Source organism: Arthrobacter sp. YD4, from assembly GCF_030410515.1.
In the GTDB taxonomy this organism is placed as follows: domain Bacteria; phylum Actinomycetota; class Actinomycetes; order Actinomycetales; family Micrococcaceae; genus Arthrobacter.
Genome location: NZ_JAUHHD010000001.1, coordinates 170,631 through 196,542, shown reverse-complemented (window position 1 = coordinate 196,542; position 25,912 = coordinate 170,631). Strand labels below are relative to the sequence as shown.

Below are 25,912 nucleotides of genomic sequence, written 5' to 3'. Positions count from 1 at the left end.
CGGCGTCCGACTTTATAACGGCAGGCCTCCTAGTGGCGGGGCGCGCGGTGGTTTTACCGTCCGCCCGGGCTCACCCGTAGGATGGCTTCACTCCCAACCCACCAGGAGACTTTCGTGCGCACTTTTGTCTCGGCCATCGCCGTACTGATCGGCCTGGCCTTGTCCGCGGTCGCCGTCCCCGCCCTCTGGGTGGACCGCAACATCGTCCAGGAGGACGGGTTTGTTGCCCTCACCGCTCCGCTGGGCAAGGATCCCGCCTTCCAGCAGGGCCTGGCGACGGCGGCGGTGAACGGCATCGGCACCGGCCAGCAGCAGCTCCCGGACGCGCTCGCCAACCTGATCAAACCGATCCTGACCGACGCGGCGAAGTCCCTCACCACCGCTCCGGGCTACGCGGATGCCTGGGCGGAGACTCTCCGCCGCAGTCACCGGCTGAGCTTTGCGGACCCGTCGACCCTGCCCCCGGAAACCGACGGCGCTACCTCACTGACCCTCGACGTCGCACCGTTGGTGGGTCTGGTGGTGAAACGGATCACCGAGGCTTCCCCGCTGCCCCTAACGCTGAAGGCCCCCGACACGGTCCGGATCAACATCGGGCAATCCAGCCAGCGCCAGATGATCGAACGCGTGTCCGCCTATGCACCGATGGGAACGCCCGTGGCAGTGGGGGCGGCCATCGCCTTCCTCCTGGCTTTTGTCGCTGCCCGCCGCAAGTGGACCGTTCTGGCCGGTATGGGCCTGGGCGCGCTCGTGCTGGCAGCGGTGTGGAAGTTCGGCTCGGACCTGGCCGGGAAGGCTGTCCTGGCGACCTCGGGCGGCAACGACGTCGCGGGCATCTTCAAGCGCGAATTCGTAGACGCCGCCACCGCGAACTTCGGGCAGTGGATCATCGCCGCCCTGGTAGCCGGCGGTGCGCTGCTGGTGGCCGGCATCGTGCTCCGCGTCGTCGCCCCGCGCAGGCGGCCCACGGCCCGGCCGTAGCGAACACCGGTAACATGGGGACATGACGTCCACCGCTGTTTCCATTCCGATGCCCTCCGTTCCGCGCCGGCGGCGTTCGCCGGAGGAAATCCTGGCCGCGGCCCCCGTTTCCGGGCCAAAGCGCGTGCTGCTGGCGGCCCCGCGCGGTTACTGCGCAGGCGTTGACCGCGCCGTGATCGCCGTGGAAAAGGCGCTCGAGCACTACGGGCCGCCGGTCTACGTGCGGAAGCAGATCGTCCACAACGTCCACGTGGTCAGCTCGCTGGAGGAGAAGGGGGCCATCTTCGTCGACGAAACCGACGAGGTCCCCGAGGGCGCCCTGGTGATCTTCTCCGCGCACGGCGTGGCTCCCTCCGTGGTGCAGTCCGCCGAGGACCGCGGCCTTCGCACCATCGATGCGACCTGCCCGCTCGTGACCAAGGTCCACCGCGAGGCCGTGCGCTTTGCCAAGGACGACTTCGACATCCTGCTGATCGGCCACGACGGCCACGAGGAGGTCGAGGGCACCGCCGGCGAGGCCCCCGAACACATTCAGATCATCAACGGCCCGCACGAGGTGGACAAGGTCACCGTCCGGGACCCGGAGAAGGTCATCTGGCTCTCGCAGACCACGCTCAGCGTTGACGAAACCATGGAGACGGTCCGGCTGCTGAAGGAACGCTTCCCGACCCTGCAGGATCCGCCCAGCGACGACATCTGCTACGCCACCACCAACCGGCAGGTGGCGATCAAGAAGATCTCGCCGCAGGCAGACCTGGTGATCGTGGTGGGTTCGGCCAACTCCTCCAACTCTGTCCGGCTGGTGGAGGTGGCCCTGGAGTACGGCGCGAAAGCCTCCTACCGGGTGGACTTCGCCAACGAGGTCGACGAGTCCTGGTTCGAGGGCGTCGCCACCGTCGGCGTCACCTCCGGCGCCTCCGTGCCCGAGGTCCTGGTCCAGGAGGTGCTCCGGCTTCTGGCCGACTACGGCTACGGCACCGTGGAGGAAGTCGTTACCGCGGAGGAAGACCTGCTGTTCTCGTTGCCCAAGGAACTGCGGGCCACGCTCAAGCAGGCCGGCGATGTTTCCCGCGCCCTGGGCGGCCGCGGGTCACGCCCCGCGGCCGGTTCCTAGGGCTTAGCCGAATTCCTAGGCAGCGGACTCTCCCGCTTCGGCCGGTCCGGCTGCGGCCACGGCGGGGGCCTCGTACTGGAGCTCCGGCGCGGCCACGGAGCGCGGTGTCACCTCGACGGTGACCGGTGCGGCGAGCCCGGCGGTGTCCATGGCATTGAGTTTGCGCGCCGTCGGCAGCACCCGGGCCTCAAGGGTTCCCACCATCGAGTTGTAGCGGTCCACGGACGTCTTGAGTGAGGAACCCAGCTTGGAGACGTTCTCGCCCAGGGTGCCCATCCGCTCGTAAAGCTGCTGGGCCAGTTCGAACAGCTCCCGCGCGCTGTCGGTCAGCACGTCCTGCCGCCAGGTGAAGGCCACGGACTTCAGGACGGCCAGCAGCGTGCCGGGGGAGGCCAGCACCACGTTGCGGGACAGGGCGTAGTCCAGCAGGGCCGGATCAGCCGTCAGGGCCGCGGCCAGGATGGATTCGGCCGGCAGGAAACAGATCACCAGTTCCGGGGCGTTGCCGGGGATGTCCCAGTACTTCTTGCCGCTCAGCGCATCCACATGGGACTTCAGCGCCTTGGCGTGCGCCGCCAGCAACGGGCCCTGCCCCGCGGTCCCCGCTGAGGCGTGGCCGGCCCGGCCGGAGGCGCCGAGTTCCTGCGCCTCAAGGTAGGCGGTTAGCGGGACCTTGGCGTCCACCACGAGTTGCTTCGCGCCGGGGAGCTGGACCACGAGGTCCGGCCGGACGGCGGTGTCCGGGCCGCTGCTGTGGACCTGCTCGTGGAAGTCCACGTGCCGCAGCATGCCGGCCGCCTCGACGACGCGGCGCAGCTGCACCTCGCCCCACTGGCCGCGCGCACTGTTCGACCGCAGGGCGGATTCCAGGGCGTGGGTGGAGCGCAGCAGCTGCTCATCCGAGAGCCTGGCTTCCTGCAGCTGCTGGGCGAGCTGGCCATACTGCTCAAGGCGGTCCCGCTCCAGCAGCGAGACCTGCTGCTGCACGGCGGAAAGCTTCTCCGCCACGGGCGCCAGGGCGCGCAGCACACTGCCGTCCTGCGCCCGCGCGTCGCCCAGCTCGCGGTTCTGCGCCGCGAGGAGCCGGCGTTCGGCGTCGGCCGCGGCAAGCAGGGCCGTGGTCTCGGAAAGCCGGGCGGACAGCCCGTCGAAGTCCTGCTCGAGGCCAGCCGAGCGGCGGCGGAGTACGACGAAGGCGAAACCGCCGCCGGCGGCGGCCCCGATGAGCAGCATCAGGAGGGCAAGAATGAGTGCGAAAGCGTCCATGCCTTCACTCTGGCACGCACCTCTGACAGTTTTAGCCAGCGACGCCGGGGAGCCGTTTACCGGTAGAATCAATCCTCGTGGCTCTTACTATTGGCATCGTCGGACTGCCCAACGTCGGCAAATCAACTCTTTTCAACGCACTGACCCGCAACCAGGTGCTCGCGGCGAACTACCCGTTCGCCACCATCGAGCCCAACGTCGGCGTCGTGAACCTGCCGGACCCGCGGCTGGAGAAGCTGGCCGAAATTTTCGGTTCCCAGCGCATCCTGCCGGCCGCAGTGTCCTTCGTTGACATCGCCGGCATCGTCAAGGGCGCGTCCGAGGGCGAAGGCCTGGGCAACCAGTTCCTCGCCAACATCCGTGAGGCCGAGGCCATCGCCCAGGTGGTGCGCGTGTTCGACGACCCCGATGTCATCCACGTCGACGGCAAGGTCGATCCCCGCTCGGACATGGAAACGATCAACACCGAGCTGATCCTCGCTGACCTGCAGACCATCGAGAAGGCCATCCCGCGGATCGAAAAAGAAGTCAAGATCAAGAAGCGCGAGGCTGCCGAGCTGGCAGCCGTCAAGGCGGCCCAGACGGTCCTGGAGCGCGGCGACACCATCTTCTCCTCGATCAAGAGCGACAAGCTGGAAATGGAACACCTGAAGGAGCTGGGCCTGCTGACGGCCAAGCCCTTCATCTACGTCTTCAACGCCGACGAGGGCATCCTCGGCAGCCCCGAGAAGCAGGATGAACTGCGCGCCCTGGTGGCTCCCGCCGATTGCATCTTCCTCGACGCCAAGCTCGAGTCCGACCTCGTCGAACTCGACGAGGCAGAGGCCCGCGAGATGCTGGAAATGAACGGCCAGGACGAGTCCGGCCTGGACCAGTTGGCCCGCGTCGGCTTCCACACCCTGGGGCTGCAGACCTACCTCACGGCCGGTCCCAAGGAGACCCGCGCGTGGACCATCCACCAGGGCGACACCGCCCCGCAGGCCGCCGGCGTCATCCACTCGGACTTCCAGCGCGGCTTCATCAAGGCCGAGGTGGTCTCCTTCGACGACCTGATCGACGCCGGCTCCATGGCCGAGGCCAAGTCCCGCGGCAAGGTCCGGATCGAAGGCAAGGAATACGTCATGGCCGACGGCGACGTGGTGGAATTTAGATTTAATGTGTAGGTTGTGACCTTTTGAAACATAGTGCAATGGCCGTCAGGAACTTAGGTTCTTGGCGGCCATCAGCTTTTGCAGCACTGCTTTGTGAGCATCTGAGTACTGGCTCGATATAGCCAGGCTAGCGATGCGAATCCAGCAATGGAGTAACGTCCTGGGGCCGGGTAAGCCCCCCCGCGGTTAGGGCGTGGAATGGACGGATCAATCGGGAACAATCGTCAAACTAAGGTAGGTCCGTCTCGCCCGTTCGCCGCGGACAAGTTCCAAAGTCCCGCAGATATCGACGATGTTAGATCGCCGTATTCAGGATGCCGGTCCGCCAAGGACGCCGTCGCAGTTTGCGTTATGGGAAGTGGCGCTGGGGTTGGCCAGGGCTGCCTTCAGAACCTCGACCGGCACGGCGAATTGACTCGGTCCGCCGGCATAGACGACGCCGACGAGGCGCCCAGATGCGTCGATGAGGGGACTTCCTGAGCTGCCGTGCTCAATCGGGGCATCGTTCATCAGCATGGGCAAGGACGACCATCCGATCGGGTCTTTCGCGTAAGCAAGGACTTTGCCATGGCTTGTAGTTAGCGGACCGCCGAGCGGATAACCGATAGCAGTCACACTGGCACCAATCGCGGGATTGGCTGCCGCGAGCTGGATCGTTTGGGGCAGCGCCTCTCTCGTCCAAACCAGGGCAAGGTCCGCGAACGTCACCGCCCCGGTGGCCACAACGTCAATGTCATGCCCGTCGTAGGTGCTTACCTGGAGAACCGATGCACCACCAATGACGTGTCTATTGGTAACGAACACATGATCGGCGATAGCGAAGCCTGATCCTCGGGCGACGCCCCCGCACCCGATGTTGCGAACCCTAAGCGCAGCTCGTTCGTAGTCCGAGAACCCTCCGGGTGTTACCGACGGGCCGCCTGCAGGTTGCATGGACGGGACCGAGGCCGGGTTTCCACTTGCTGGAGTCCCGGTGGACGGAGTACCGGGCGAGGGCGGAGCGACTGGGACGCATCCGGCCAGGGTCGCAGCCACGAACATAGGCAGGAGGCCGCGGAGGATAACCCGAGGGGGGAATATCATCCGGCCAGCCGCCTCGACAACGCGTCGCTGTCCGCTCGGGCCTGGTTGCAACCCTTATTGATGGTTTGAGTGTAGTTCGCCAGAGACACGGAATCATAGGATCGGGAGTTGATCAGGTAGCCCTCAAGGGTCTGGAGCGCTGAGATGCATTGATCCATTTCCTGCGTGACCTGGCGTGAAGTTGCTACGAATCCGGTCATTAAGGCGGCCTGATCACCGACTTGGGCCTTTTCGTTGGAGAGGGACCGGATCCTGTCCGTCGTTGCATTGAACTTTGAGGTCATGTCCGCCAGTGAACTCTTGGTCTGGGTCAGCTCGTCGCGCACTCCGCGAAGTTGGTCTCGCTCTTGGGCCGCCGCTGCCAATGCCTCCTTCGTCGAGGCGAGGTCGCTCGCTGCTTGGGCTGCACTATCCCGCCACGCCTGCGCGGAGCTGTTGCTGTACGCGAATCCTGCGCCGGTAAAAGCTGCGACTACTGACAGGAGAATGATCGTCAGGACGAACGGCCAGCGTCGACCTGTGGCCCGTGGATTCTCTAGGCCCGGTGTGCCTTCTTCGAGAGAGCCCTCATCCATTTACCCTCCAAGCAAATAAAGCGTCATGCGTCGTGATGGACACAATATCGCCCGCCAATCATTGTGCAATAGATCGGCACCTTTACAATTAGGGCGGCACTTGGGAATGGCGTGCAGACCCAGTCACCCTGACCGCGGACGGAGCCCGATGGGGGGCGGAGTTCAATGCGCAAAACGGATACCCTCCGGTGGCCTCCGGCCAAGTCGGTGGTCAAAGTTCTCGAGACTAACCCCCATTGGGAACTTGGAATCAGAGTCTCAGCTCGGACTTAACCCCCCTTCCACGCTGACAGGATCGGACTGCGTACCTTCACCCCAGGCCACTCACGGCCCGAAAAGCCAGTCAGATGCCAATCAAAAAGTGGTCGGAGGCGCGAAACTTCACGTCGTCGCTGGGGACAGCGAGGTAGTCTCATTCCATCATTAGGGCCCCAAGGAGGCATGTGTGGTTCGGGCGGAGAACGGGACGCTTGCGGGTGTTCTGGAAGGCAAGAAGCAATATCAGGTTCCGCTCTACCAGCGCGTGTACTCGTGGGGGAAAAAGCAGTTAGACCAACTATGGTCGGACGTCGTCGAGCTGGAGCGCTCTATGGGAGAGGACCCGAAGGCCTCACACTTCATCGGGTCACTGGTACTGGCGAGCAGTCCTGATTTCGGTGCCATCGGCGTCAACAAATTCCTTGTGGTCGACGGGCAGCAGCGCCTGACCACACTGACCCTCCTTCTGGCCGCACTCCGCGACCATCTGGTTGAAGCGGGGCATACCGAACGCGCTAATGGAATCGACGCGCAGTACCTGATCAATGTCTTCGACAACGGAAAGCCGCTCAAAGTCCTGCCAACCCAGACTGACCGGGCACCCTATATGGCGGTACTTAACCGTGCACCATATGCTGGCGGCGAGGATGCCATCGGTGCTGCGTACCGATTCTTCCGTTCCAAGATCGCCGCGGCCGGCGACCCGGAGGACCCACGAAACTTGGAGCTGCTCGAAGCCGCCGTGGTCCGTGGGTTGGCACTAGTAGTCGTCACCGCCGAGCCCTCCGACAACGCGCACCGCATCTTTGAATCGCTGAACAACACTGGCCTCCGCCTCACGCAAAGCGACCTGCTCAAAAACTATGTGTTCATGAGGCTGGGCGATCGTGCAGAGGCGATCTACGAGAACATTTGGCTTCCACTGGAAAGGAAGCTCGACTCTGAGAATCTCGAACTATTGTTCTGGCTCGATCTAGCTCAGCGCGACGACCGGGCAAAGCAATCGGACACCTACATCGGACAACAGCGTCGGCTCGAGAGATTACGAAACGTCGATGAGCTAGAGGCCGAGGTTATCCGTATCGCCAAGCTGGGTGATGTGCTCTCGACGATTCTTGAGCCTTCCGGGGAAAATCATCCTGAGGTCCGCCGTCGTCTTAAGAGGATCAAGGCTTGGGGCTCGACCACGGCGTACCCGGTGGTGATGCAAGTCCTCGCCCGACGAGCTGACGGCACTGCACTTGACGACGACGTCGTGCGGGCTCTGACGTACCTGGAATCATACTTCGTGCGGCGCATCGTCATCGGGCGCGCCACCGCTAACTTGAACCGAACCCTCCTCCAAGCTGTAGGCGCGATCAGTGACGCGGAGCACATCGACGTCGCCCTGCGTGACTACCTTTCCCGCGGCCGCAAACACTTCGCGACCGATTCGGACGTTCGAGAGGCCGCCAAGACAGTCGCGTTTTACTGGCAGGGCCGCGGACCACAGAAGAAGCTCATCCTGCAGTGGCTCGAAGAGGCATACCGCCCGAAGGAGATCGTCGACATCGATCCCCGGCACCTGACAATAGAGCATGTGTTGCCACAAACAATGACGGAGTCGGTGCGCAAGACGTTTGCAGGTGGTTTCAGCGCCGACGCCGACATCGACTACGAACACGAGCGTGTCGTGCATACGCTTGGGAACCTGACCCTGAGCGGGTACAACAGCGAGCTAAGCAACAAACCGTTCGACGAGAAGCGCGAGATGCTGGCCAAGAGTGGTGTCTCGATGAACCAGGCCATCGCCGCAAACGCCTCATGGGGCGTGGGCGAGATCCACGCCCGGAGCGCTGAGCTGGCAGAGAAGATCATCGAGCTGTGGCCGGGGCCGGATGAGAGCATCATCGCCGTCCGTGATGAGCCGTCCGTGCTCCGCAGTCAATTTGCTGCGATCATTGCCGAGATCCCGGCTGGGCGCTGGACGACGTACGGTGACGTCGCGATCGTGGCTGGCACGTGGGCGCAACCACTGGCCGCGATTATCGCGAGCTATCCGATGGCCAACGCTTGGAGGGTCCTGCAGAGCGGCGGGACCGTCTCACCAGGTTTCCGCTGGACCGACCCTGGCCGCAACGATGACCCACGCGTGCTGCTCGAGGAAGAGGGGCTCCGGTTTGATGCACAGGGCCACGCCGATCCGGAGCAATTCATCGGCGCCGAAGAACTCGCTGAAGCGGCCGGGCTTGAAGTTGACGGGGACGCGATCACCGCACGCCGCAACATACTCAAGCCTCAAGCCCGTGCCGGGACCGGGATATCGCTGAGGGACGCCCAGTATGCATTCTTCGAGCGAGTACGGGGCCACGGCGTTGCGACCGCGACCAATATCGACACGTGGCGCAGACCCTACCCGCAAAATTGGTACGAGGTCCGAATAGGGGATCCCCGCGGGCAGATCCTTCTGCAGGTAAACTCTCAGACAAACCGCGTTGCAACGCAGTTCTGGATCGGCGACGACAAGGACCTCTACGCAAAGTTGCGGGCCCAGCGCGGCGCCCTCGAGGCCGACCTCGGTTTCGGCCTCGAGTGGGACGACAGACCCGACCGAAAGGCGTCCAAGCTCACCATCAGCCGTCCCGGCGACTTCCAGAACGAGGCTCAGTCAACGGAGCTCATCGAGTGGCTCGTGGCCACAGCGGACACATTCGCCGGCGTCTTGCGGAAGTACCTGGGGACTCCTGCCAAGCCTGCGCCGGTAAGCCTGGGCGCAACCGTGTGGGATGAAAGGACTATCCGGGCCTGGGTGCAAGAGCACGACCCGGACAATGCCGACCGGCTGGATGTTCTCTTGACGTCAGCACGTTCGGCCGGATTGACATTCTCCAGATCCAGGACGATTTACCCTGCGGGGAGCCTGCCGATCCTGGACCATGGAAAAACGCGTCTGGGAACAGTCTCGCTCTTCTACTTCAGGGGACAGGGAACGTCGGTAGAGCTCAACTTCGGCCGGATGTCGAAGATGTCCGAGGAACAACGGCCCGACGCTGCGGTAATGGATTCGTTTCTCCGTCAGCTGGCAGATACCCCGGGGTTCCAGGACGTCGCGGCGAACCTCCGCACCAGCCGTTTCGCAAGCCGAAAGCCGAACGTGCCATTGTCGGGCCTCTCGACGGACTCCCTCGAACAGGTCGCGGTCGCCCTGGCCACCCTAACCGGCACACGATAACGGGCGCCGACGCCCTGAAGCTGGTTGCGAGGGCTCGATGCTAAGGCCTCCGGTATCTCCTGGGACGAGAGCACTCTTGGCGGTACTTAGGTCAGGGGACCGGGACGAGCCCGACGAGGGTAGCCCCACCCTGCGCGGCTCAACGACGCAGTCGGCAAATGAGGTAAAGGTTATTCGATAACGTAACGTGGTGGAGTTCCGCTTCAACGTCTAGTCCGCCAAGGACCGCAAAGGAATGGCCGCCGGAAACACCTGTTCCCGGCGGCCATCCGCTTTCTTGGGCTTCCGAGCGAAAATGAAGCCGCCTGCCGGCCTCGGCTGAGACGCCTCATTCGGCCAGAGGACCATGTGCCCTGTCTGCCTCCAAACGCTGGCGGGCGGTGTTGAGTCCCGCCCCGACCGGGACGTGGCCGGTCGCTGCTGCCAGCCCGAACACCGGCATGTCGCTGTACATGCTTTCCCTTCCACCCGGGATCGTCTCGTAGGTCTCATGCCAGATTCCGACGTCGCCGGTGCCGGCTGATTCCCGCATGAACCGGCGCCAGGGCTCAAGGTGCGGTGCGGAGCGGTCCGCCGCGAACCGCTGCAGATGCTCGGGGCTCTTCCAGTAGGTGACCATGATCGTGGTCCGGCCGAACCACTGCTGATAGCCCAGCAGCCCGGCCTCCGGCGTCTTGGCCAGGTAGCCAAGCATCGTGGGCATGGACGCCGCCACCTGTGCCACCTTCCCGAGTTTCCACCATCGGTTGGCCCGCATTCCGATCAGGAAGACTGTCACCGGTCCTTCGGGAGCGGCCGTGAAACGCCCTGTGTGAACGTGATCCGCCATGTCTCATTCCTTCCATAACAGTGTTACAGAACAGTGTTATGGAATACTGGTCCCATGGCAAGACCCGTAGTTCATGACGACAACCTGCGGCGGAGGCTGCTCGACGCCGCCGCCTCCCTGATCGCCCGCGACGGCGCCGCGGGCGTATCGCTGCGCGGTCTGGCCGCTGCCGCGGGAACATCGACGACGGCGGTGTATTCACTCTTCGGGGGTAAAGCGGAACTGCTGAGTGCCGTACTCGACGACGGCTTCGCGTCCTTTGCTGCCTCCCAACGGGACGCGGCCCACGGCGGTGTCGAAGCATTAGGGCTGGCCTATCGGGCCTGGGCCTTGGAGCATCCTGTCCTCTACGGCCTGATGTTCGGGGGTTCGCTGACCAGCCAGGTGCCTTGCCGGCCGACACCCGGAGCCGCTGAACCGGCGATGGGGCCGCTGTTCGCCGCAGTCGAGGCTGCGCTGCCCGGAGCCCCGGGGGATGAGATCGCCTCGACGGTGGGCGCGGTGTGGGGCCAAGTCCATGGGATGGTGTCACTGGAACTTGCCGGGGCGCCGGCGGCTGGCTGGACGTGGGACGGGGCCTATGATGCCGCCCTCAGGCAAATTAGCCGCTCGCTGGGACGGTAGGGAAGGACCTTGGCCTCATGCGTTCCGGGACGGAACGTAGCGGACTTCCGTCTCGAAGCGTAGGCCTCGATTTCCAGGACTCCTGAAATGGCCAAGAATGCAGTGATGGCCGGCAGCCGTGGGCTGCCGGCCATCACTGGGTCGGTTATGGATAGGGGTCAGAGACCCGCGACCCCGTTTGGCGTGCCGACGCCGGTGGGTCCGTCCCAGCCGGTGCCGGCGAGGCACCACTGCGTTACCGGGCAGCTGCCCGTGGATCCCGAGGTGACATCGTTGAAGTTGCCGGTGTGTGAATACGGGAGCGAGTTGGCCAACGTGGATGAGTTGCCGGTATTGCCGGAAAGTGCATACATGGCGGCGATCAGCGGCGAGGACAGGCTGGTGCCGCCGTACTGCGCCCAGGACGAGGCGGTGCTGCTGGTCGGCGCGTAGACCGACAACCCCGTCTGCGGATCTGCGACGGCGGAGACGTCGGCAGAGGCGCGCTTGCTGCACCCGGTGCCAAACGCGGCTGCCGCCGGCAGGGCCGCATTGACGGTGGAGCATCCGGAGCCCGCTCCGGACCAGGCAGACTCGCTCCACCCGCGGGCACTCGTAGCCCTGAACAACGACGTGCCACCCACTGCTGTGACGTAACTCGAGGAGGAGGGGTAGGACGACCCGGTGTAGCCATTGTCACCGGTTGATGCCGTCACCGCGATCCCGGGGTGGTTGTAGTAGGCGCCGTAGCTGGAGTCGGCGGAGTCGCCGCCGCCGTAGCTGTTGGAGATTGCAACGACGCCGGGCTGCCTGGCTGCCGTAGCTACGGCCGTGCCGAGATTGGCCATGCTGGGAGTCGACGCCTGGACGACGAGGATCTTGCAGCCCGGGCACGCGGCGGAAACGGCGTCGACGTCCAACGCCGTTTCGTCGGCCCAGCCAGAGTCAAAGCGCGGAAGCTTGCTGCCGCCGTTTTGGTCCATAATTTTGAGACACCCATTGCTGACCGTGCACGCCGGCAGACCAAACTGGGCACGGTACACGCCGAGGTCGCGCTCAAGATTCGGATAACCGTAGGCGTCCACGATTGCCACGGTGCGCCCGCCCGGGTTGAGGCCCGCGATGTTGTAGGCGGCCTGAATGTCAGTGGGGGTCTTGCCGGTTGCCGGAGGCGTGGTGGTCGCGGGCTGGGCACGACCGCCCTGGGCCGGGCTTGCCGCGGCCGCGTCGTCAACGAGCTTTAGCGCGAAGCACGATGCGTAACCGCCAGGGGCGTCGCCACAGACGCGCTGCGCATGCCAGTTGGCGGCCGGGGCCGGCTGTGCGACTGCCGGCGGGGCGAACGATGAAAGGGCGCCAGCCAAGAGCAGGAACGTCCCTGAGACACTAAGAATTTTCTTCACGAAATCTCCCTGAGGATCACCAAGATCCGTGTTGACAAAAACTGTCATCACGTCGTGACAGAGTTTCGCACCCATTTTGACAGTTGTCACTCATGTCCCTCCTGCCTCTTTGGTGTCACAGAGGCGGCAAGGGAGGGGGCCGCCCTTTTTAGGACCGGATCGGGTCGAGGGTGTTGCGGTGAGGGCGGCCCTGCGGGCTCACCTAATCTCCAGGTGCGGATCGGCTGAATTACTCACGAAAGCGGAGTGAACGACGCCGTCGGGTTCGCATAGGATGACGTCACATCCGGGCAAGGTTGGGGGAACCATGATGTCGAGGGCGAAAATTCTTCACAGTCTCGCGGCGGCAGCACTCGTGACGATCCTCCTTGCCGCCTGCGTTCCGGCCGAACCCGGCGCGGATTCCGGTACCCCAAGCTCCGCGACCAGTACGGCCGCCCCGAAAGACTCCGCGGTCAACGCCAAAGGGACGCGGCTCTTTTCACAGGCCGACGTCGAGACGTTGGCAGGCATAGTGGCCGGGCCGGGAGGAGCGACGGGGGAGGTTCTTACCGGCGAACGGCTGTGGGACACCAACCAGTCCCTGCATTTCGGTGCCGGTTCGGCACAGGTCATCCCGGCCGAGTGCTCAGACGTGATCGGTTGGGCCACTCTGATGGCAGAAGGAATACCCTCCGCCGGAACATTCAGCGGAGCCCGTGCCGAACCCGTTTTCATCGCCCTCAGCGCGGACCGGGATGCGGCGTTGGCGTTGGCGTTCCGCTCCATAACCAAGCTGCCGGATTGTTCCCCGGCCACCATGACCCTGGAGGATCAGTCGTTCACCGCGACGTACCAGCGGGCCTCGGCGTTCACCGATGCTGACCAAAGCTTTGCCGTGATAGCCACTATCATCATGGACGGCCGACGGCCGGCCCATTTCCTCCGGGTGGCAGCGAAGAATGGGACTTTGTTTGTCCAGGCGACGATGTCGCTGGCCGACCCGGACAACTACCGCGCCGAGGCGGACCGTCTCACGGGGTACGTCAATCAGGTAGTGCACGGGGAGCAGCAACTCCTGGACGGCGCCCGTCCAAGCCCCGGACAAGGGCCCGACCCCGGGCCGGAGCAAGAACCGCCGAGCGTCACCAAGAGCGCCTGACCAGCCTTCTGCTCGACGGCCTGAACGGTCACCCTCCCCACCGCCGCGCGAGAGGCGGTGGGAAATCCCACGCGATACTAAGTCTGCTGTCGGTATCGTGGGGGATAATCCCGGTAGGAGCCACACCGTGGCTGCGTAGTCCGCGATGACAAGCGCGCCGTCGTCGTCGAATGTCTCCGGCTTGTGGCAGCGGGGCGTACGGCGAAGACGCACGACGAAAGGAACCCCTTGAATCCTGACCAGAGCAAGTCCGCCGACGTGAACGCCAAACTGCCGGTCGAGGACCCGACCGGCCAAGACCCGGCGGCGAACGACCCGGACGCCGAGGCGAAGCTGCAGCTCCAGCTGGCGATCTTCGAGGTCAGTAAGGACTCCAAGGGCAGGAGCCACGACGAGATCATCAAGCGGCTGCGGGCCGCTTTCGCCGACCATGGCGTGGACGAACCGCCCTTCACCTGGCTGGAGTCCGTGGCATCCTCGGCGTATTACGGCGAGCCGTACATCATCGACTTCCCGACGGCGCTGGCAGCGGACGACGCCGTCTCCGCGCCGAATGAGCAGGTCAGGGAGCGTCTGGAGAAGCGCCGCGAACTCCGCGAGGAGAAACTGCCGCCGGGAATTTTCCCCTCAGCTTCAGAATGGAACGTCCCCGAGGTCGCGAGGCGCGGCCTGGAAGCCCCGGCAAGCACGTCCACTCCGGCAACGAGGAACACGATTCTGCTGGCCGTCGCGGCCGTTGTCGGGGCCGCCACGCTGGTGGCTCTGGCCGTTCGTGCATCCAAACGCGGCAGGACCGCGTAGCGGGCCCGCTTGGTAGCGGCGGGGAACTGGCTACCCTTTCCACTCGGGGCATTAGGATCGAGCCATGACGACGCTTGAGGGTGCAGTTGTTCTGGTGCTGGGTGCCACGGGAGGGCTCGGGTCGCGCATCGCCGCCCGGCTGGAGGACGGCGGAGCCGCCGTGGTCCGGTCCTCGCGCTCCGGCGGACAGGATCTGCGCGCGCCCGCCGCGGTCAGGGAAGTGCTTGAGGGCGTGATGGCCCAGCACGGCCGGCTGGACGGGATGGTGGTGGCGTCGGGTGTTGTCGCCTTCGGCGCAGCGGCGGACCTGGACCCGGCAACGGTGGACGAACTCTTCGCCGTGAACACCACCAGTGTCATCGAGTTGATAGCCGGGGCCCAGCCGCACCTGGCGGAGTCGGCGAGGGGGGGGCCGGGACCCGTTCGTGGTCACCCTGAGCGGGATTGTCGCCGAGGCGCCCGTCGCCGGGCTGGCGGCCTATTCGGCGTCAAAGGCCGCGCTCGCAGCCTTCGCGGTGGCCGCCGGCCGCGAGTTCCGCCGCGCCGGGATCCGGATCCTGGACGCGAGGCCGGGCCATACCGGCACCGCGCTGTCCGAGCATCCGATCGCCGGGCAGGCACCCAAATTCGGCGCGGCGCTGGACCCGGACGCGGTGGCCGCCCGCATTGTCACCGCCATCGTTGACGGCGAGAAAGACCTCCCCAGCACGGCCTTCGTGGGCGGCGCGTCCTGACCCACTGAAGACCCGAGGGGCCGGAAGAACCTGGCCCTCCCAGGGGAAATCACATGCCGGGAAGGGTGCAGGTGTGACCGTCGGGGTCCATCGGGTAGCCGCAGAGCGGGCAGGTCGGACGCCCGGCTCCCACGATCTCCCGGGTGCGTTTGGCGAAGGCCCGCGCGGTTCCCACCGGCATGCGCACCAGGAGCATCTCGCGGTCGTCCGCGTCGTCGTCGAACGAATCATCGTCCTCATCGGCGTCGACGTCGGTGATCGGGTAGGCCTCGATGATGATTTGGGCCGTCGTCGGGTCCCAGCCCAGCGTCATGGCACCCGCGCGGAACTGCTCCTGGACGGGTGCCAGCGGATCGTTGTCGACCAGTTCGACCGGTGTGCTGGTCGGCACGCTGAAGGGATTGCCGTCGACGGTGAAGAGCTGGTCGAGGATCTCGTCGATCTTCTCCGCCAGCTGGGCCGACTGCTGCTTCTCGAGGGCGATGCTCACCGTCTGCGACCCGGCGTTCACCTGGAGGTAAAACGTCCGCGCCCCCGGAACGCCGATGGTGCCGACGACCACCCGGTCTGGCCAGTCAAACTCGTGAACACGTGTGGGCATGTCAGTATTCTAGGCGCAAGGGCCGGCCGCTGCCCTTCGGGCCCGCCTATACAGTGGGCCGCCATGGCAAGGAGCATCCAGTGAACCCCAGCTTTACCGGCCTGAGTGCCTTCCCCCTGACGCCGCTGACACGGGACGCGGTTGATGAGGGTGCGTTCGGTGGCCTCGTCCGGCGCTTGGCCGCGGCCGGGGTTGACTCGATCACGGCCCTCGGGTCCACCGGCTCCTACGCCTACCTCAGCCCGGAGGAGCGGGCCGGTGTGGCACGCCTGGCTGTCGCCAACGCCGGCGACGTGCCAGTGTTCGTCGGGGTGGGCGCGCTTCGCACCTCAGACGTCCTCCGCCATATCGACGCCGCCGAAGGCGCCGGCGCCGCAGGAGTCCTGCTCGCCCCGATGACCTACCAGCCACTCACCGCGGACGACGTCTTCGGGCTCTTCGAGACGGTCGCGGGGCACACGGGGCTGCCCGTCATTGTCTACGACAATCCCGGGACCACCCGCTTCACCTTCACCACCGAACTGTACTCGGACATCGCGGCGCTCCCGGGGATCGCTTCGATCAAGATCCCGGCCGTCCCCGCCGGACCGGCGGAGGCCCGAGCGCGGGTCGCGGGGATCCGGGCCGTCATCCCCGCCCATGTCACCATCGGCATCTCCGGGGATGCTTCCGCCGCGGCCGGGCTGGCAGCTGGCTGCGACGCCTGGTACTCCGTGATCGCCGGGACGCTGCCCGGGCCTGCGCTCACCATCACGCGGGCCGTCCAGGAGGGAAGGGCCGCGGACGCGGCGGCGGAGTCCACGCGGCTGGGCCCGCTGTGGGAACTCTTCCAGGAGTTCGGCGGCAGCCTCCGCGTTGTTGCGGCGGTGGCCGAACAGCTGGGCCTCGTCCAAGGGCCGAGCCTTCCGCTGCCCATCCGGGGGCTGGACACGGAGCAGCGGGCCCGCGTCGCCCGCGTCCTCAAGGCCCTGGACCTGGGTTGACTCAGGGCTGAGGCCGGGGACCGCCGCGTGGAGTCCTTTATCGTTGGGTCATGAGCCCCGGCCCGGAACTGCGCCTTGTCCTCCCGCACCAGCTGTTCGACCAGCACCTGGACGCGGCGGCCGGCACCGTGTTCGTACTGATCGAGCACGATCTGATGTTCCGCCAGTACTCGTTCCATGCCCAGAAGCTGGTGTTGCACCGGGCCACGATGACCCGATTCGCCCGCCGGCTGCGCGGCCGCGGCTTCGAGGTGGAGGTCCTGGCCAGCGACGCCGGGCGGCCCTCCGGCGATCAGCTGGCCGAGCTGGTCCGCAGCCGCCGCCCGTCCCGGGTGACGTGGTTCGACGTCGTCGACGACTGGCTGGAGCGGGACCTGGGCGCCGCGCTGAACGACGGCGGCTACCGGCCGCGCGTGGCCGACGTGCTGGAGACCCCGAACTTCCTCACCAGCCGCCGGGACATCGACAACTGGTTTGCCGGGAAAACCGCACGCATGCACGACTTCTATGTGTGGCAGCGCCGCAGGCTGGACCTCCTGATGGAGGGTGGTCGGCCCGTGGGCGGCAAGTGGTCCTTCGACGCGGAGAACCGCAAGAAGCTGCCGCGCGGCTATACCCCCGCCGCGGTGGGCCGGTTCGCCGGCCATCCCGCCGTCGAGCCGCAGGGCAGCTTCGACCTGACGGGACTGGACGGACCCGCGACGGAACAGCTCGACGGGGGCCCGCAGGCCGGCCAGCACCGCGACGTCGCCGACGCGATCGACTGGGTGGCCAGGGAGTTCCCGGACGCCCCAGGGGACCCGAAGCTTTTCGCCTGGCCCACCAGCGCCGGGGAGGCCCGGGACCATCTGCGTGAATTCGTCCGGGACCGGCTGAACGACTTCGGCCCCTACGAGGACGCCATCTCCGCCGGCCACCCGTTCATCGCCCACGGCCTGCTCACCCCGGCCCTGAACATCGGCCTGCTGGACCCACGGGAGGTGGTCGAGGCTGTCCTGGACGGAGCCACAGAGGCTACGCCCCTGGCCTCGGTGGAAGGCTTTATCCGGCAGGTCATCGGCTGGCGCGAATACATGCGCGCCACCTACCGCACCGGCGGCCGTGCCCTGCGCAGCGCAAACCGGCTGGGCCATCGGAATGAACTGGGTGAGGGCTGGTGGGACGCGGGCACCGGCCTGGCGCCGGTGGACCTGGTGATCTCCCGCGTCCTGGCCACCGGCTACGCCCACCACATCGAACGGCTGATGGTCCTCGGCAACGCCATGTCCCTGCTGCGCATCCACCCGGATGCCGTCTACGAGTGGTTCATGGAACTGTTCATCGACGCCTACGACTGGGTGATGGTCCCCAACGTCTACGCCATGAGCCAGTTCGCGGCCGGGGACGCCATCACCACCAAGCCCTACGTCTCCGGCAGTAACTACCTGAAGAAGATGTCGGACCTCCCGCCGGGAGAGTGGGCCGCGGACTGGGACGGGCTGTACTGGTCGTTCATCGCGGACCACCGGGAGGTGTTCGCCGCGAACCCACGGTCGCGGGTGGTCGTCTCGTTGCTGGACGGGATGGATCCGGAGACCCGGGCCCGCCACCGGAGCCGCGCGGAGGCCCTGCTGGCGGGCGGCAATCCGGGGAACCGGCTCACTTCACGGGGAGCCCGGTAATTACCGCTTAACTGGGAGAGCTCGTGCGGGCGCCGTCAAGCGGATTTCTGCCGGGCCGTCAATAGCCCCCGGTAACGTATTCGTCAACGAATTTTCACAAAATTTACACGGCGGAATCATAGTTTGTTACAGCTCGATAACGAACGATAGTGCTGTCCGAATTTCCCACCATTCCGCCCTATCCCGGGTTTACAGTTCATGCCATGTGAGACGAACCACACTGCCGCTGGGGGAGTGTGGGCGTCTGGCCGGTGCCGTTGGCGCAGGTCTCATCCACACCACAGAAACAAGGAGGCGGAATGCGCTTCGGTCGTATTTCCAAAGCGGTGGGGGTGGCAGCGGCAGCTGCACTCGCACTCAGCGCCTGCGCCGGCAACAGCGGCGGGTCAACCCCGTCGTCGTCAGCCGCGGCAGGCAAAACCGGCGGATCGGCAACGGTCGTCGAGGTTAACGCGTTCAACACGTTCAACCCGAACACCGCCGACGGCAACACTGACATCAACTCGAAGGTCAGCTACGCCACCCACTCGGGCTTCTACTACATCGATAACAAGCTGAACGTTGTCCGCAACGAAAAGTTCGGCAAGATGGAGAAGACCTCCGATAACCCGCTGACGGTGAAATACACCATCAACGACGGCGTGAAGTGGTCCGACGGCACCCCCGTCACCACCGCCGACCTCCTGCTGCAGTGGGCGGCCTTCTCCGGCTACTACAACGACGCAGACGCCGATGCGAAGACCGGTACCTCCTACTTCTCCTACGCCGGTGACCCCACCGGCCTGGCGCTCACCGACTTCCCGGAGCTGAGCGACGACGGCAAGTCGATGACCATCAAGTACTCCAAGCCGTTCGCCGACTGGGAAATCGCCCTCGGCGGCCCGGGCATCGACATCCCCGCGCACGTCCTGGCCAAGAAGGCCGGCCTGGCCGACGCCAAGGCGTTCGTGAGCCTGCTCAAGGGCATGCCCCGCGGCGACTCCAAGGCCCCGAAGCCCGCCAATGCGCAGCTCAAGGCCATGTCGGACCTCTGGAACACCGGCTTCGACACCAAGACCCTGCCGGCCGACCCGGAGCTCTTCCTCTCCAATGGCCCGTACGTCGTCAAGACCATCAACCAGGACCAGTCCTTGACCATGGTCAAGAATAAGGACTACAACTGGGGCCCGGACGCCAAGCTGGACGAAATCACCGTCCGCTACATCGGTGACTCCGCCGCCCAGGTCCAGGCGCTGAAGAACGGCGAGGCGGACATCATCGCCCCGCAGGCCTCCGCCGACACGGTGGACCAGCTCAAGGCGCTGCAGAGCCAAGGCGTGACCGTCGACCAGGGCAACCAGCTCTCCTACGATCACATCGACCTGAACTACAGCGGCCCGTTCGCGGACAAGAACGTCCGCGAGGCGTTCATGAAGACCGTCCCGCGCAAGGACATCGTCGACAAGATCGTCAAGAAGCTGGACGACAAGGCCAAGCCGCTTGACTCCCAGCTGTTCGTTCCGGACCAGGCCGCCTACGCCGACTCGGTCAAGAACAACGGCTCCTCCGCGTACCAGGACGTCGACATCGACGGCGCCAAGAAGCTGCTCAACGGTGCCACCCCCGAAGTCCGCATCATGTACAACAAGGACAACCCCAACCGCGTTGACGCCTTCTCCCTGATCCGCGAGTCCGCCGCCAAGGCCGGCTTCAAGATCGTCGACGGCGGTCTCGGCAAGTCCGACTGGGGCAAGGCCCTGGGCAAGGGTGGCTACGACGCCACCATCTTCGGCTGGATCAACCCGGGTGTCGGCGTTTCCGGCGTCCCGCAGATCTTCAAGACCGGCAACGACTCCAACTTCAACAAGTTCTCCGACAAGGATGCTGACAAGTTGATGGACGAGCTGATCGTCACCACCGACAAGAGCAAGCAGGACGGCCTCATCCAGCAGATCGACAAGAAGATCTGGGATTCCGCGTACGGTCTGCCGCTGTTCCAGGCAGTGGGCGTTGACGCCTACTCCGACCGCATCACCGGTGTGAAGTACATGCCGAACCAGACCGGCGTCTGGTGGAACTTCTGGGAGTGGGCTCAGAAGTAGCCGACGACCGCAAGTAACACGTGCTGGCGAAAGGCGTCGGGACCAAGGCTCCACGGTCCCGACGCCTTTCTAGCGGCACCCCACAGAGGTTTGGCCCGCCGTATCCCCGCAGCCGGCGCGAACCCAGCAACCGGTCCCGGCAATCCCAGGACCTGAATACCGAGGTTGTACTCCCATGGTGACTTACGTAGTCCGGCGGCTCATGACGGCCGCCCTCATCCTTCTCGGCGCTTCCTTCCTGGTCTACCTCCTGACGGCGGCGTCCGGAGACCCCCTGGAGGAATTCCGGGTCAATAACTCCCCGCAGAAACAGGCCCTGATGGATGCCCGGACGCAGCTGCTGCAGCTGGACGTCCCCGCCCCGGTGCGCTACTTCCGCTGGCTCGGCGGAGCGGCCCAGTGCCTGGTGCCGTTCGCCAACTCCTGCGACTTGGGCAAGAACATCGCCGGGCAGCCCGTCACGGACGCCCTCGGCCACGCCCTGATCCAGACCCTGACCCTGGTCACCGGTGCCACGATCCTGGCCATCCTGATCGGCATCACACTTGGCATCATCACCGCCCTGCGCCAGTACAGCGCCCTGGACTACGGCGTCACCTTCATGGCGTTCCTGTTCTTCTCGCTGCCGATCTTCTGGGTCGCCGTCCTGCTCAAGGAATTCGGCGCCATCGGCTTCAACAACTTCCTAAGGGACCCCGACGTCCCGCTCCCCGTAGCTTTGGCCATCGGCCTGGTGCTCGGCGTAATCGTCGCCGTCGCCGCCGGCGGCGCACTGCGGCGGCGGCTCACCGTCGGCGCCGTCGTCTTTGCCTTCGTCAGCGCCGTCCTGATCTACTTCTCCGCGACCCTCTGGTTCAAGAACCCGGGCCTCGGACCAGTGGTGATCGCCATCGCGGGCGTCGGCATCGCCTTCGCCGTCACCCTGCTCTCCGCGGGCCTGAAAAACCGCAAGGCGCTGCAATCCTCGCTGATCGCCGTCGCCGTCGGCGTCGTCCTCTACTTCGTGGTCCAGCCGCTGCTGGACCAGGCGACCTTCCTGATGATCGTGCTGCTGGCCGTCGCCGCCGTCCTGGTGGGCCTGGGCATCGGCTACCTGATGGGCGGCTACGACCGCGGCCAGTCCATGCGCGCCGCCGCGATCACCTCGTTCCTGGTCGGCGGAATGATCCTGCTGGACCGGTTCATGCAGGCCTGGCCGAGCTACTTCGACAACAGCCGCGTCCGCGGCCGCCCGATCGCCACGATCGGCGCCGGCACCCCCAACATCGAGGGCGACTTCTGGATCCTGGGCCTTGACTCCTTCACCCACCTGATCCTGCCCACCATGGCCCTGATCCTCATCTCTCTGGCCAGCTACACCCGCTTCACCCGGGCCTCGATGCTGGAAATCATGAACATGGACTACATCCGCACCGCCCGCGCCAAGGGCGTCTCGGAACGGACAGTGGTCATGCGGCACGCCTTCCGGAACGCCCTGATCCCCATCGCCACCATCGTGGCCTTCGACATCGGCGGCCTGATCGGCGGCGCCGTCATCACCGAATCCGTGTTCTCGGTGCGCGGCATGGGCTTCCTGTTCCTGGACGGCATCTCCCACACCGATCCCAACCCGGTCATGGGCGTCTTCGTCTGTGTGGCCATCACGGCCATGGGTTTCAACCTCATTGCGGACCTCGCCTACTCCGCACTTGATCCGCGCGTAAGGGTAAAAGCATGAGCCAGCCAAGCCAGCAAGACGAAATCATGGCCGAGGACGCGGCCCTCAAGGGTGCCCCCGCGGCCGGCATAGAACCCGTCCTCGAGGCCAAGGGCCTGAGCCAGGGCCAGATCGTACGCAAGCGCTTCCTCGGCCACACCGGCGCGATCATCGGCCTGGTGGTCTTCGCCATCATCTTTCTGATGGCCTTCACCTCCGTGGGCTACCTCGGCATCCCGGGCTGGTGGAAGTACAACCACGAGCAGGTCTCCGCCCTGGTCAACGACGGCGCCCCCACCTCCTCGCTCTGGCCGCTGGCTTGGGGCGAGCACCCCTTCGGCCAGGACCGGATCGGCCGCGACCTGTTCGCCATGACCATGCGCGGAGCGCAGCAGTCCATCACCGTCATGGTGGTCATCGGCCTGATCGCCGGCCTGCTCGGCGTCCTGGTCGGGGCGATTTCCGGCTACTTCCGCGGCTGGGCCGAGGCCATCCTGATGCGCCTCACCGACGTCATCATCATCATCCCGGCGCTGCTGCTCGCGGCGGTCATGGCGCAGATGGCCGGCCGGCGTGACTCCGGCAGCTGGTTCGCTTCCTTCGCCAGCAGCAACGGCGTCCTGGCCCTGGGCATCTTCCTCGGCCTGATCAGTTGGGTCAGCCTCGCCCGGCTCATGCGCGGCGAGTTCCTGTCCCTGCGGGAACGCGAATTCGTCGACGCCGCCCGGATCTCCGGTGCCAGCAACGCCCGGATCATCTTCAAGCACATCCTGCCCAACGCCGTCGGCGTCCTGATCGTCAACGTCACCCTGACCATGTCCGCGGCCATCCTCACCGAGACCGCGCTGAGCTTCCTGGGCGTCGGGGTCAAGGCCCCAGACACGTCCCTGGGCCTGCTCATCTCGCAGAACCAGCAGGCCTTCGCCACCCGGCCTTGGCTGTTCTGGTTCCCCGGCCTGTTCATCGTGCTGATCTGCCTGAGCATCAACTTCATCGGCGACGGGCTGCGGGATGCCTTCGACCCGCGGCAGAAGAAGTTCAACGCCAAGAAGGCCCGCGAAGCCGATGCCGCCGCGGGCACCCCCGCCGGTTCTCCCGCTGCAGCGGGTGCCTCGCCGGCAGCGGAAAAGTCCGCGGTCACCGCCTTCGATGGCACCAAGGACGACTAAGGTGACAGCCCCGAACCCGGGCCGCAGGCTAGACGGCGGCGACGGTCCAGACGCTGGCCGCCAGCAGCAGCACGGCGACGGCGATCGCCGCCCACCGCGGGGTCACGGACACCGCGGTGGTGGCGGCCTCGCCGGCGGCCAGGGCGCCGCTCTCCACCAGGGCCTGCCAGCGGCTGCGCACCAGCCGGGCGGCCTGGCCCGAGTCGGTGGTCTTCAGGTCTCCCGGGCGCACCGAGTTGCCCGGGCCGTAGCTGGTGTCCGGCAGCCCGCGCAGGTCCTCGGGGCGGGCGTTGCGGCCGCCCCAGATGCCCGGCGCGGGGGCTGCCCATGCGGCGTAGCTCTTTTGTGCCGTCACGAGCGTCAGGGCGTAGCGGGTGTCCACGTGGACCAGCGCCGCCCACGGCACCTCGACGGACCGGAACGGGTTCTCCAGGGTGACCCCGCCGTCGTGCACCACGACGGCGGGAAGCCAAAAGAACTGCCAGCCCAGGAAGGCCACCAGCAGCAGGGGAGCGGTGCCCAGCAGCCCCGCGGGACCGGCCGAGGCCACCGTCACGACCAGGCCCAGCAGCCCCACACCCCAGGCCAGGCCGGCGAACCATTTGTTGGTCCGGGCCTTGAAGATTTCGACGTTACCGGCATCGGGCACTGTGCTCATGCCCCCCATATTTCAGCATTCCGGCCGAACGCACTAAATTCCCGGTGCGGCGGCCCGGCGGAAGGAACACCCCATCATGACTGACTTCATCACCGTGGACCCGGCGCAGCCCTCCGCCCCCGGCAAGGGCGACGTCGTCCTGGAGGTCCGCGACCTCAGCGTCGACTTCGGCGTGGACAAGAAATGGGTCCCGGCCGCCATCCGGCTGAACTACGAGGTCCGGGCCGGCGAGGTCCTGGCAATCGTCGGCGAGTCCGGCTCCGGCAAGAGCGCCAGCTCCATGGCGCTGCTGGGCCTGCTGCCGAGCAACAGCCGCGTCAGCGGCAGCGTCAAGCTGGCCGGCAAGGAACTCCTCGGCGGCAGCGAGGCCAACATCAGGGCCGTCCGCGGCAAGGACGTCGCCGTCATCTTCCAGGAGCCGATGACCGCACTGAACCCGGTCTACACCGTCGGGGCGCAGATCGTGGAAACCATCCGGCTGCACAACGAGGTCTCCCCGGACCAGGCCAGGGAACGGGCGCTTCGGATGCTCGAGCTGGTGGAGCTGCCGGATCCGGAGAAGGCCTTCCGCTCCTACCCGCACCAGCTCTCCGGCGGCCAGCGGCAACGCGCCATGATCGCCCAATCGCTCTCCTGCGACCCCAAGCTGCTGATCGCCGACGAGCCCACCACGGCCCTCGACGTCACCGTCCAGGCCGAAATCCTGGACCTGATGCGGAACCTCCGTAACAAGCTCGACAGCGCGATCGTCCTGATCACCCACGACATGGGCGTCGTCGCCGACCTCGCGGACCGGATCGCGGTCATGCGCCGCGGCGTGATTGTGGAGACCGGCACGGCGGCGGAGATCTTCCACAACCCGAAGCACGAGTACACCAAGGCGCTCCTGGACGCCGTGCCGCACCTGGGCCAGGGCGGGGAGGCCGACGGTGACGTCGACGTCACCGCGGCCCTCGCCGCCGCCACCCAGGCCGACCTCGAGGCCATCCCGCACGAGGAACTTCTCCGCCGGGAACGGGCCAACGCCGCGGCCCTCGCCGCCGCCGCGGAGACCGCCAAGCCGCAGGGCGACCCGGTCCTGGAACTGACCGACGTCGCGATCGAATACCCCAAGCAGGGCCGGGTGCCGGCCTTCCGCGCGGTGGAGGGCGCCAACCTGGCGATCTACCCGGGCCAGGTCGTCGGCCTGGTGGGGGAGTCGGGCTCCGGCAAGACCACCATCGGACGCGCCGCCGTCGGCCTGCTGCCCGTCGCGGCCGGCACCATGAAGGTGGTGGGGCAGGACATCTCCGCCGCCAAGCGCAACGGCCGGCAGCTGCACGAGATGCGCCGCCACGTGGGCATGGTCTTCCAGGACCCGTCCTCCTCGCTGAACCCCCGCCTGCCCATCGGCGAGAGCATCGGCGAGCCGATGTTCCTGGCCGGCGTCGCGAAGGGTGCCGAGCTGCAAACCCGGATCGAGGCGCTGCTGGACCAGGTGGAGCTGCCGCGCAACTACCGCAACCGCTACCCGCACGAACTCTCGGGCGGCCAGAAGCAGCGCGTCGGCATCGCCCGGGCCCTCTCCCTGAAGCCAAAGCTGATGGTGGCCGACGAACCCACCTCCGCCCTCGACGTCTCGGTCCAGGCCAAGGTGCTGGAGCTGTTCCAGAACCTGCAGAAGGAACTCGGCTTCGCCTGCCTCTTCGTCACCCACGACCTCGCCGTCGTCGATGTCCTCGCCGACCGCATCTGCGTGATGCAGCGGGGCCGGATCGTCGAACAGGGCAGCCGCGACCAGATCCTGAGGAACCCCCAGGAGCCGTACACCCAGCGCCTGCTGGCCGCCGTGCCGCTGCCGGACCCGGAGAAGCAGCGGGAGCGGCGCGAGCTGCGGGCCCAGCTGCTCTCGGGCGCCAGCTAGGAGAGGGGCT

Annotated in this window: 21 protein-coding genes and 1 pseudogene; 15 read left to right on the top strand and 7 right to left on the bottom strand. The window is 66.1% G+C overall.

The window, feature by feature from the left end; translation table 11 throughout:
* The first annotated feature begins 114 nt into the window (after positions 1 to 114).
* The gene (locus tag QWJ39_RS00845; RefSeq protein WP_290255811.1) at positions 115 to 981 is read left to right on the top strand and encodes a hypothetical protein; all 867 of its coding nucleotides are present in this window, start codon (positions 115 to 117) and stop codon (positions 979 to 981) included.
* A 22-nt stretch (positions 982 to 1,003) separates the two neighbouring features.
* Complete coding sequence (locus QWJ39_RS00840) at positions 1,004 to 2,095, top strand: 4-hydroxy-3-methylbut-2-enyl diphosphate reductase (protein WP_290255810.1); 1,092 nt, start codon at positions 1,004 to 1,006, stop codon at positions 2,093 to 2,095.
* A gap of 15 nt (positions 2,096 to 2,110) precedes the next feature.
* Here the strand turns inward: QWJ39_RS00840 and QWJ39_RS00835 are convergent, their stop codons facing one another.
* On the bottom strand, positions 2,111 to 3,361 hold the full coding sequence (locus tag QWJ39_RS00835; protein WP_290255809.1) for a DNA recombination protein RmuC: 1,251 nt from the start codon (positions 3,359 to 3,361) through the stop codon (positions 2,111 to 2,113).
* Between the two features lie 77 nt (positions 3,362 to 3,438).
* Between QWJ39_RS00835 and ychF the strand changes: the two genes are divergently transcribed.
* On the top strand, positions 3,439 to 4,524 hold the full coding sequence (gene ychF, locus QWJ39_RS00830) for a redox-regulated ATPase YchF (RefSeq protein ID WP_290255808.1): 1,086 nt from the start codon (positions 3,439 to 3,441) through the stop codon (positions 4,522 to 4,524).
* Positions 4,525 to 4,821: 297 nt separating this feature from the next.
* Here ychF and QWJ39_RS00825 read toward each other — a convergent pair whose 3' ends face one another.
* Both QWJ39_RS00825 and QWJ39_RS00820 read right to left on the bottom strand, forming a co-directional pair.
* Positions 4,822 to 5,445 (bottom strand): serine protease, encoded by a 624-nt coding sequence (locus QWJ39_RS00825; protein ID WP_290255807.1) that lies wholly within the window; start codon positions 5,443 to 5,445, stop codon positions 4,822 to 4,824.
* A gap of 146 nt (positions 5,446 to 5,591) precedes the next feature.
* Positions 5,592 to 6,170: a hypothetical protein gene (locus QWJ39_RS00820; RefSeq protein ID WP_290255806.1), complete on the bottom strand. Its 579-nt coding sequence runs from the start codon at positions 6,168 to 6,170 to the stop codon at positions 5,592 to 5,594.
* A gap of 445 nt (positions 6,171 to 6,615) precedes the next feature.
* Between QWJ39_RS00820 and QWJ39_RS00815 the strand changes: the two genes are divergently transcribed.
* Positions 6,616 to 9,639 carry a DUF4268 domain-containing protein gene (locus QWJ39_RS00815; RefSeq protein ID WP_290255805.1) on the top strand — a complete coding sequence of 1,008 codons (3,024 nt, stop codon included), beginning with the start codon at positions 6,616 to 6,618 and terminating at the stop codon, positions 9,637 to 9,639.
* 328 nt (positions 9,640 to 9,967) lie between these two features.
* Here the strand turns inward: QWJ39_RS00815 and QWJ39_RS00810 are convergent, their stop codons facing one another.
* On the bottom strand, positions 9,968 to 10,417 hold the full coding sequence (locus QWJ39_RS00810; protein WP_356902479.1) for a DUF4188 domain-containing protein: 450 nt from the start codon (positions 10,415 to 10,417) through the stop codon (positions 9,968 to 9,970).
* A 105-nt stretch (positions 10,418 to 10,522) separates the two neighbouring features.
* On the opposite strand from QWJ39_RS00810, the gene QWJ39_RS00805 reads away from it, so the two are divergent.
* A complete protein-coding gene (locus QWJ39_RS00805) occupies positions 10,523 to 11,092 on the top strand; it encodes a TetR/AcrR family transcriptional regulator (RefSeq protein ID WP_290255803.1) in 570 nt (189 codons plus the stop codon).
* A gap of 158 nt (positions 11,093 to 11,250) precedes the next feature.
* On the opposite strand, the gene QWJ39_RS00800 is transcribed toward QWJ39_RS00805, so the two are convergent.
* Positions 11,251 to 12,564 (bottom strand): hypothetical protein, encoded by a 1,314-nt coding sequence (locus QWJ39_RS00800; RefSeq protein WP_290255802.1) that lies wholly within the window; start codon positions 12,562 to 12,564, stop codon positions 11,251 to 11,253.
* 217 nt (positions 12,565 to 12,781) lie between these two features.
* Here QWJ39_RS00800 and QWJ39_RS00795 point away from each other — a divergent pair, with 217 nt between their 5' ends.
* The 4 genes and pseudogenes from QWJ39_RS00795 to QWJ39_RS00785 all read left to right on the top strand — a co-directional run bounded on the left by QWJ39_RS00795 (position 12,782) and on the right by QWJ39_RS00785 (position 15,150).
* A complete protein-coding gene (locus tag QWJ39_RS00795; protein ID WP_290255801.1) occupies positions 12,782 to 13,615 on the top strand; it encodes a hypothetical protein in 834 nt (277 codons plus the stop codon).
* 228 nt (positions 13,616 to 13,843) lie between these two features.
* Positions 13,844 to 14,416: a hypothetical protein gene (locus QWJ39_RS00790; RefSeq protein WP_290255800.1), complete on the top strand. Its 573-nt coding sequence runs from the start codon at positions 13,844 to 13,846 to the stop codon at positions 14,414 to 14,416.
* 64 nt (positions 14,417 to 14,480) lie between these two features.
* Positions 14,481 to 14,765: pseudogene (locus QWJ39_RS16250) on the top strand (SDR family NAD(P)-dependent oxidoreductase); the annotation flags it as partial.
* A gap of 76 nt (positions 14,766 to 14,841) precedes the next feature.
* Complete coding sequence (locus QWJ39_RS00785; RefSeq protein WP_290255799.1) at positions 14,842 to 15,150, top strand: SDR family NAD(P)-dependent oxidoreductase; 309 nt, start codon at positions 14,842 to 14,844, stop codon at positions 15,148 to 15,150.
* A 49-nt stretch (positions 15,151 to 15,199) separates the two neighbouring features.
* Here the strand turns inward: QWJ39_RS00785 and QWJ39_RS00780 are convergent, their stop codons facing one another.
* Positions 15,200 to 15,751, bottom strand: coding sequence for a DUF3090 domain-containing protein (locus QWJ39_RS00780; RefSeq protein WP_290255798.1), 552 nt, complete (start codon positions 15,749 to 15,751; stop codon positions 15,200 to 15,202).
* Positions 15,752 to 15,831: 80 nt separating this feature from the next.
* Here QWJ39_RS00780 and QWJ39_RS00775 point away from each other — a divergent pair, with 80 nt between their 5' ends.
* From QWJ39_RS00775 to QWJ39_RS00755, 5 genes are all read left to right on the top strand, one after another.
* On the top strand, positions 15,832 to 16,734 hold the full coding sequence (locus QWJ39_RS00775; protein WP_290255797.1) for a dihydrodipicolinate synthase family protein: 903 nt from the start codon (positions 15,832 to 15,834) through the stop codon (positions 16,732 to 16,734).
* 50 nt (positions 16,735 to 16,784) lie between these two features.
* Positions 16,785 to 18,395 (top strand): cryptochrome/photolyase family protein, encoded by a 1,611-nt coding sequence (locus QWJ39_RS00770; protein ID WP_290255796.1) that lies wholly within the window; start codon positions 16,785 to 16,787, stop codon positions 18,393 to 18,395.
* A 299-nt stretch (positions 18,396 to 18,694) separates the two neighbouring features.
* The gene (locus tag QWJ39_RS00765; protein WP_290255795.1) at positions 18,695 to 20,476 is read left to right on the top strand and encodes an ABC transporter family substrate-binding protein; all 1,782 of its coding nucleotides are present in this window, start codon (positions 18,695 to 18,697) and stop codon (positions 20,474 to 20,476) included.
* A 175-nt stretch (positions 20,477 to 20,651) separates the two neighbouring features.
* Complete coding sequence (locus tag QWJ39_RS00760; protein ID WP_290255794.1) at positions 20,652 to 22,193, top strand: ABC transporter permease; 1,542 nt, start codon at positions 20,652 to 20,654, stop codon at positions 22,191 to 22,193.
* 26 nt (positions 22,194 to 22,219) lie between these two features.
* Positions 22,220 to 23,341 carry an ABC transporter permease gene (locus QWJ39_RS00755; protein ID WP_290256469.1) on the top strand — a complete coding sequence of 374 codons (1,122 nt, stop codon included), beginning with the start codon at positions 22,220 to 22,222 and terminating at the stop codon, positions 23,339 to 23,341.
* Between the two features lie 28 nt (positions 23,342 to 23,369).
* On the opposite strand, the gene QWJ39_RS00750 is transcribed toward QWJ39_RS00755, so the two are convergent.
* A complete protein-coding gene (locus tag QWJ39_RS00750; RefSeq protein WP_290255793.1) occupies positions 23,370 to 23,999 on the bottom strand; it encodes a PH domain-containing protein in 630 nt (209 codons plus the stop codon).
* 76 nt (positions 24,000 to 24,075) lie between these two features.
* On the opposite strand from QWJ39_RS00750, the gene QWJ39_RS00745 reads away from it, so the two are divergent.
* The gene (locus QWJ39_RS00745; RefSeq protein ID WP_290255792.1) at positions 24,076 to 25,902 is read left to right on the top strand and encodes an ABC transporter ATP-binding protein; all 1,827 of its coding nucleotides are present in this window, start codon (positions 24,076 to 24,078) and stop codon (positions 25,900 to 25,902) included.
* Positions 25,903 to 25,912 lie beyond the last annotated feature (10 nt).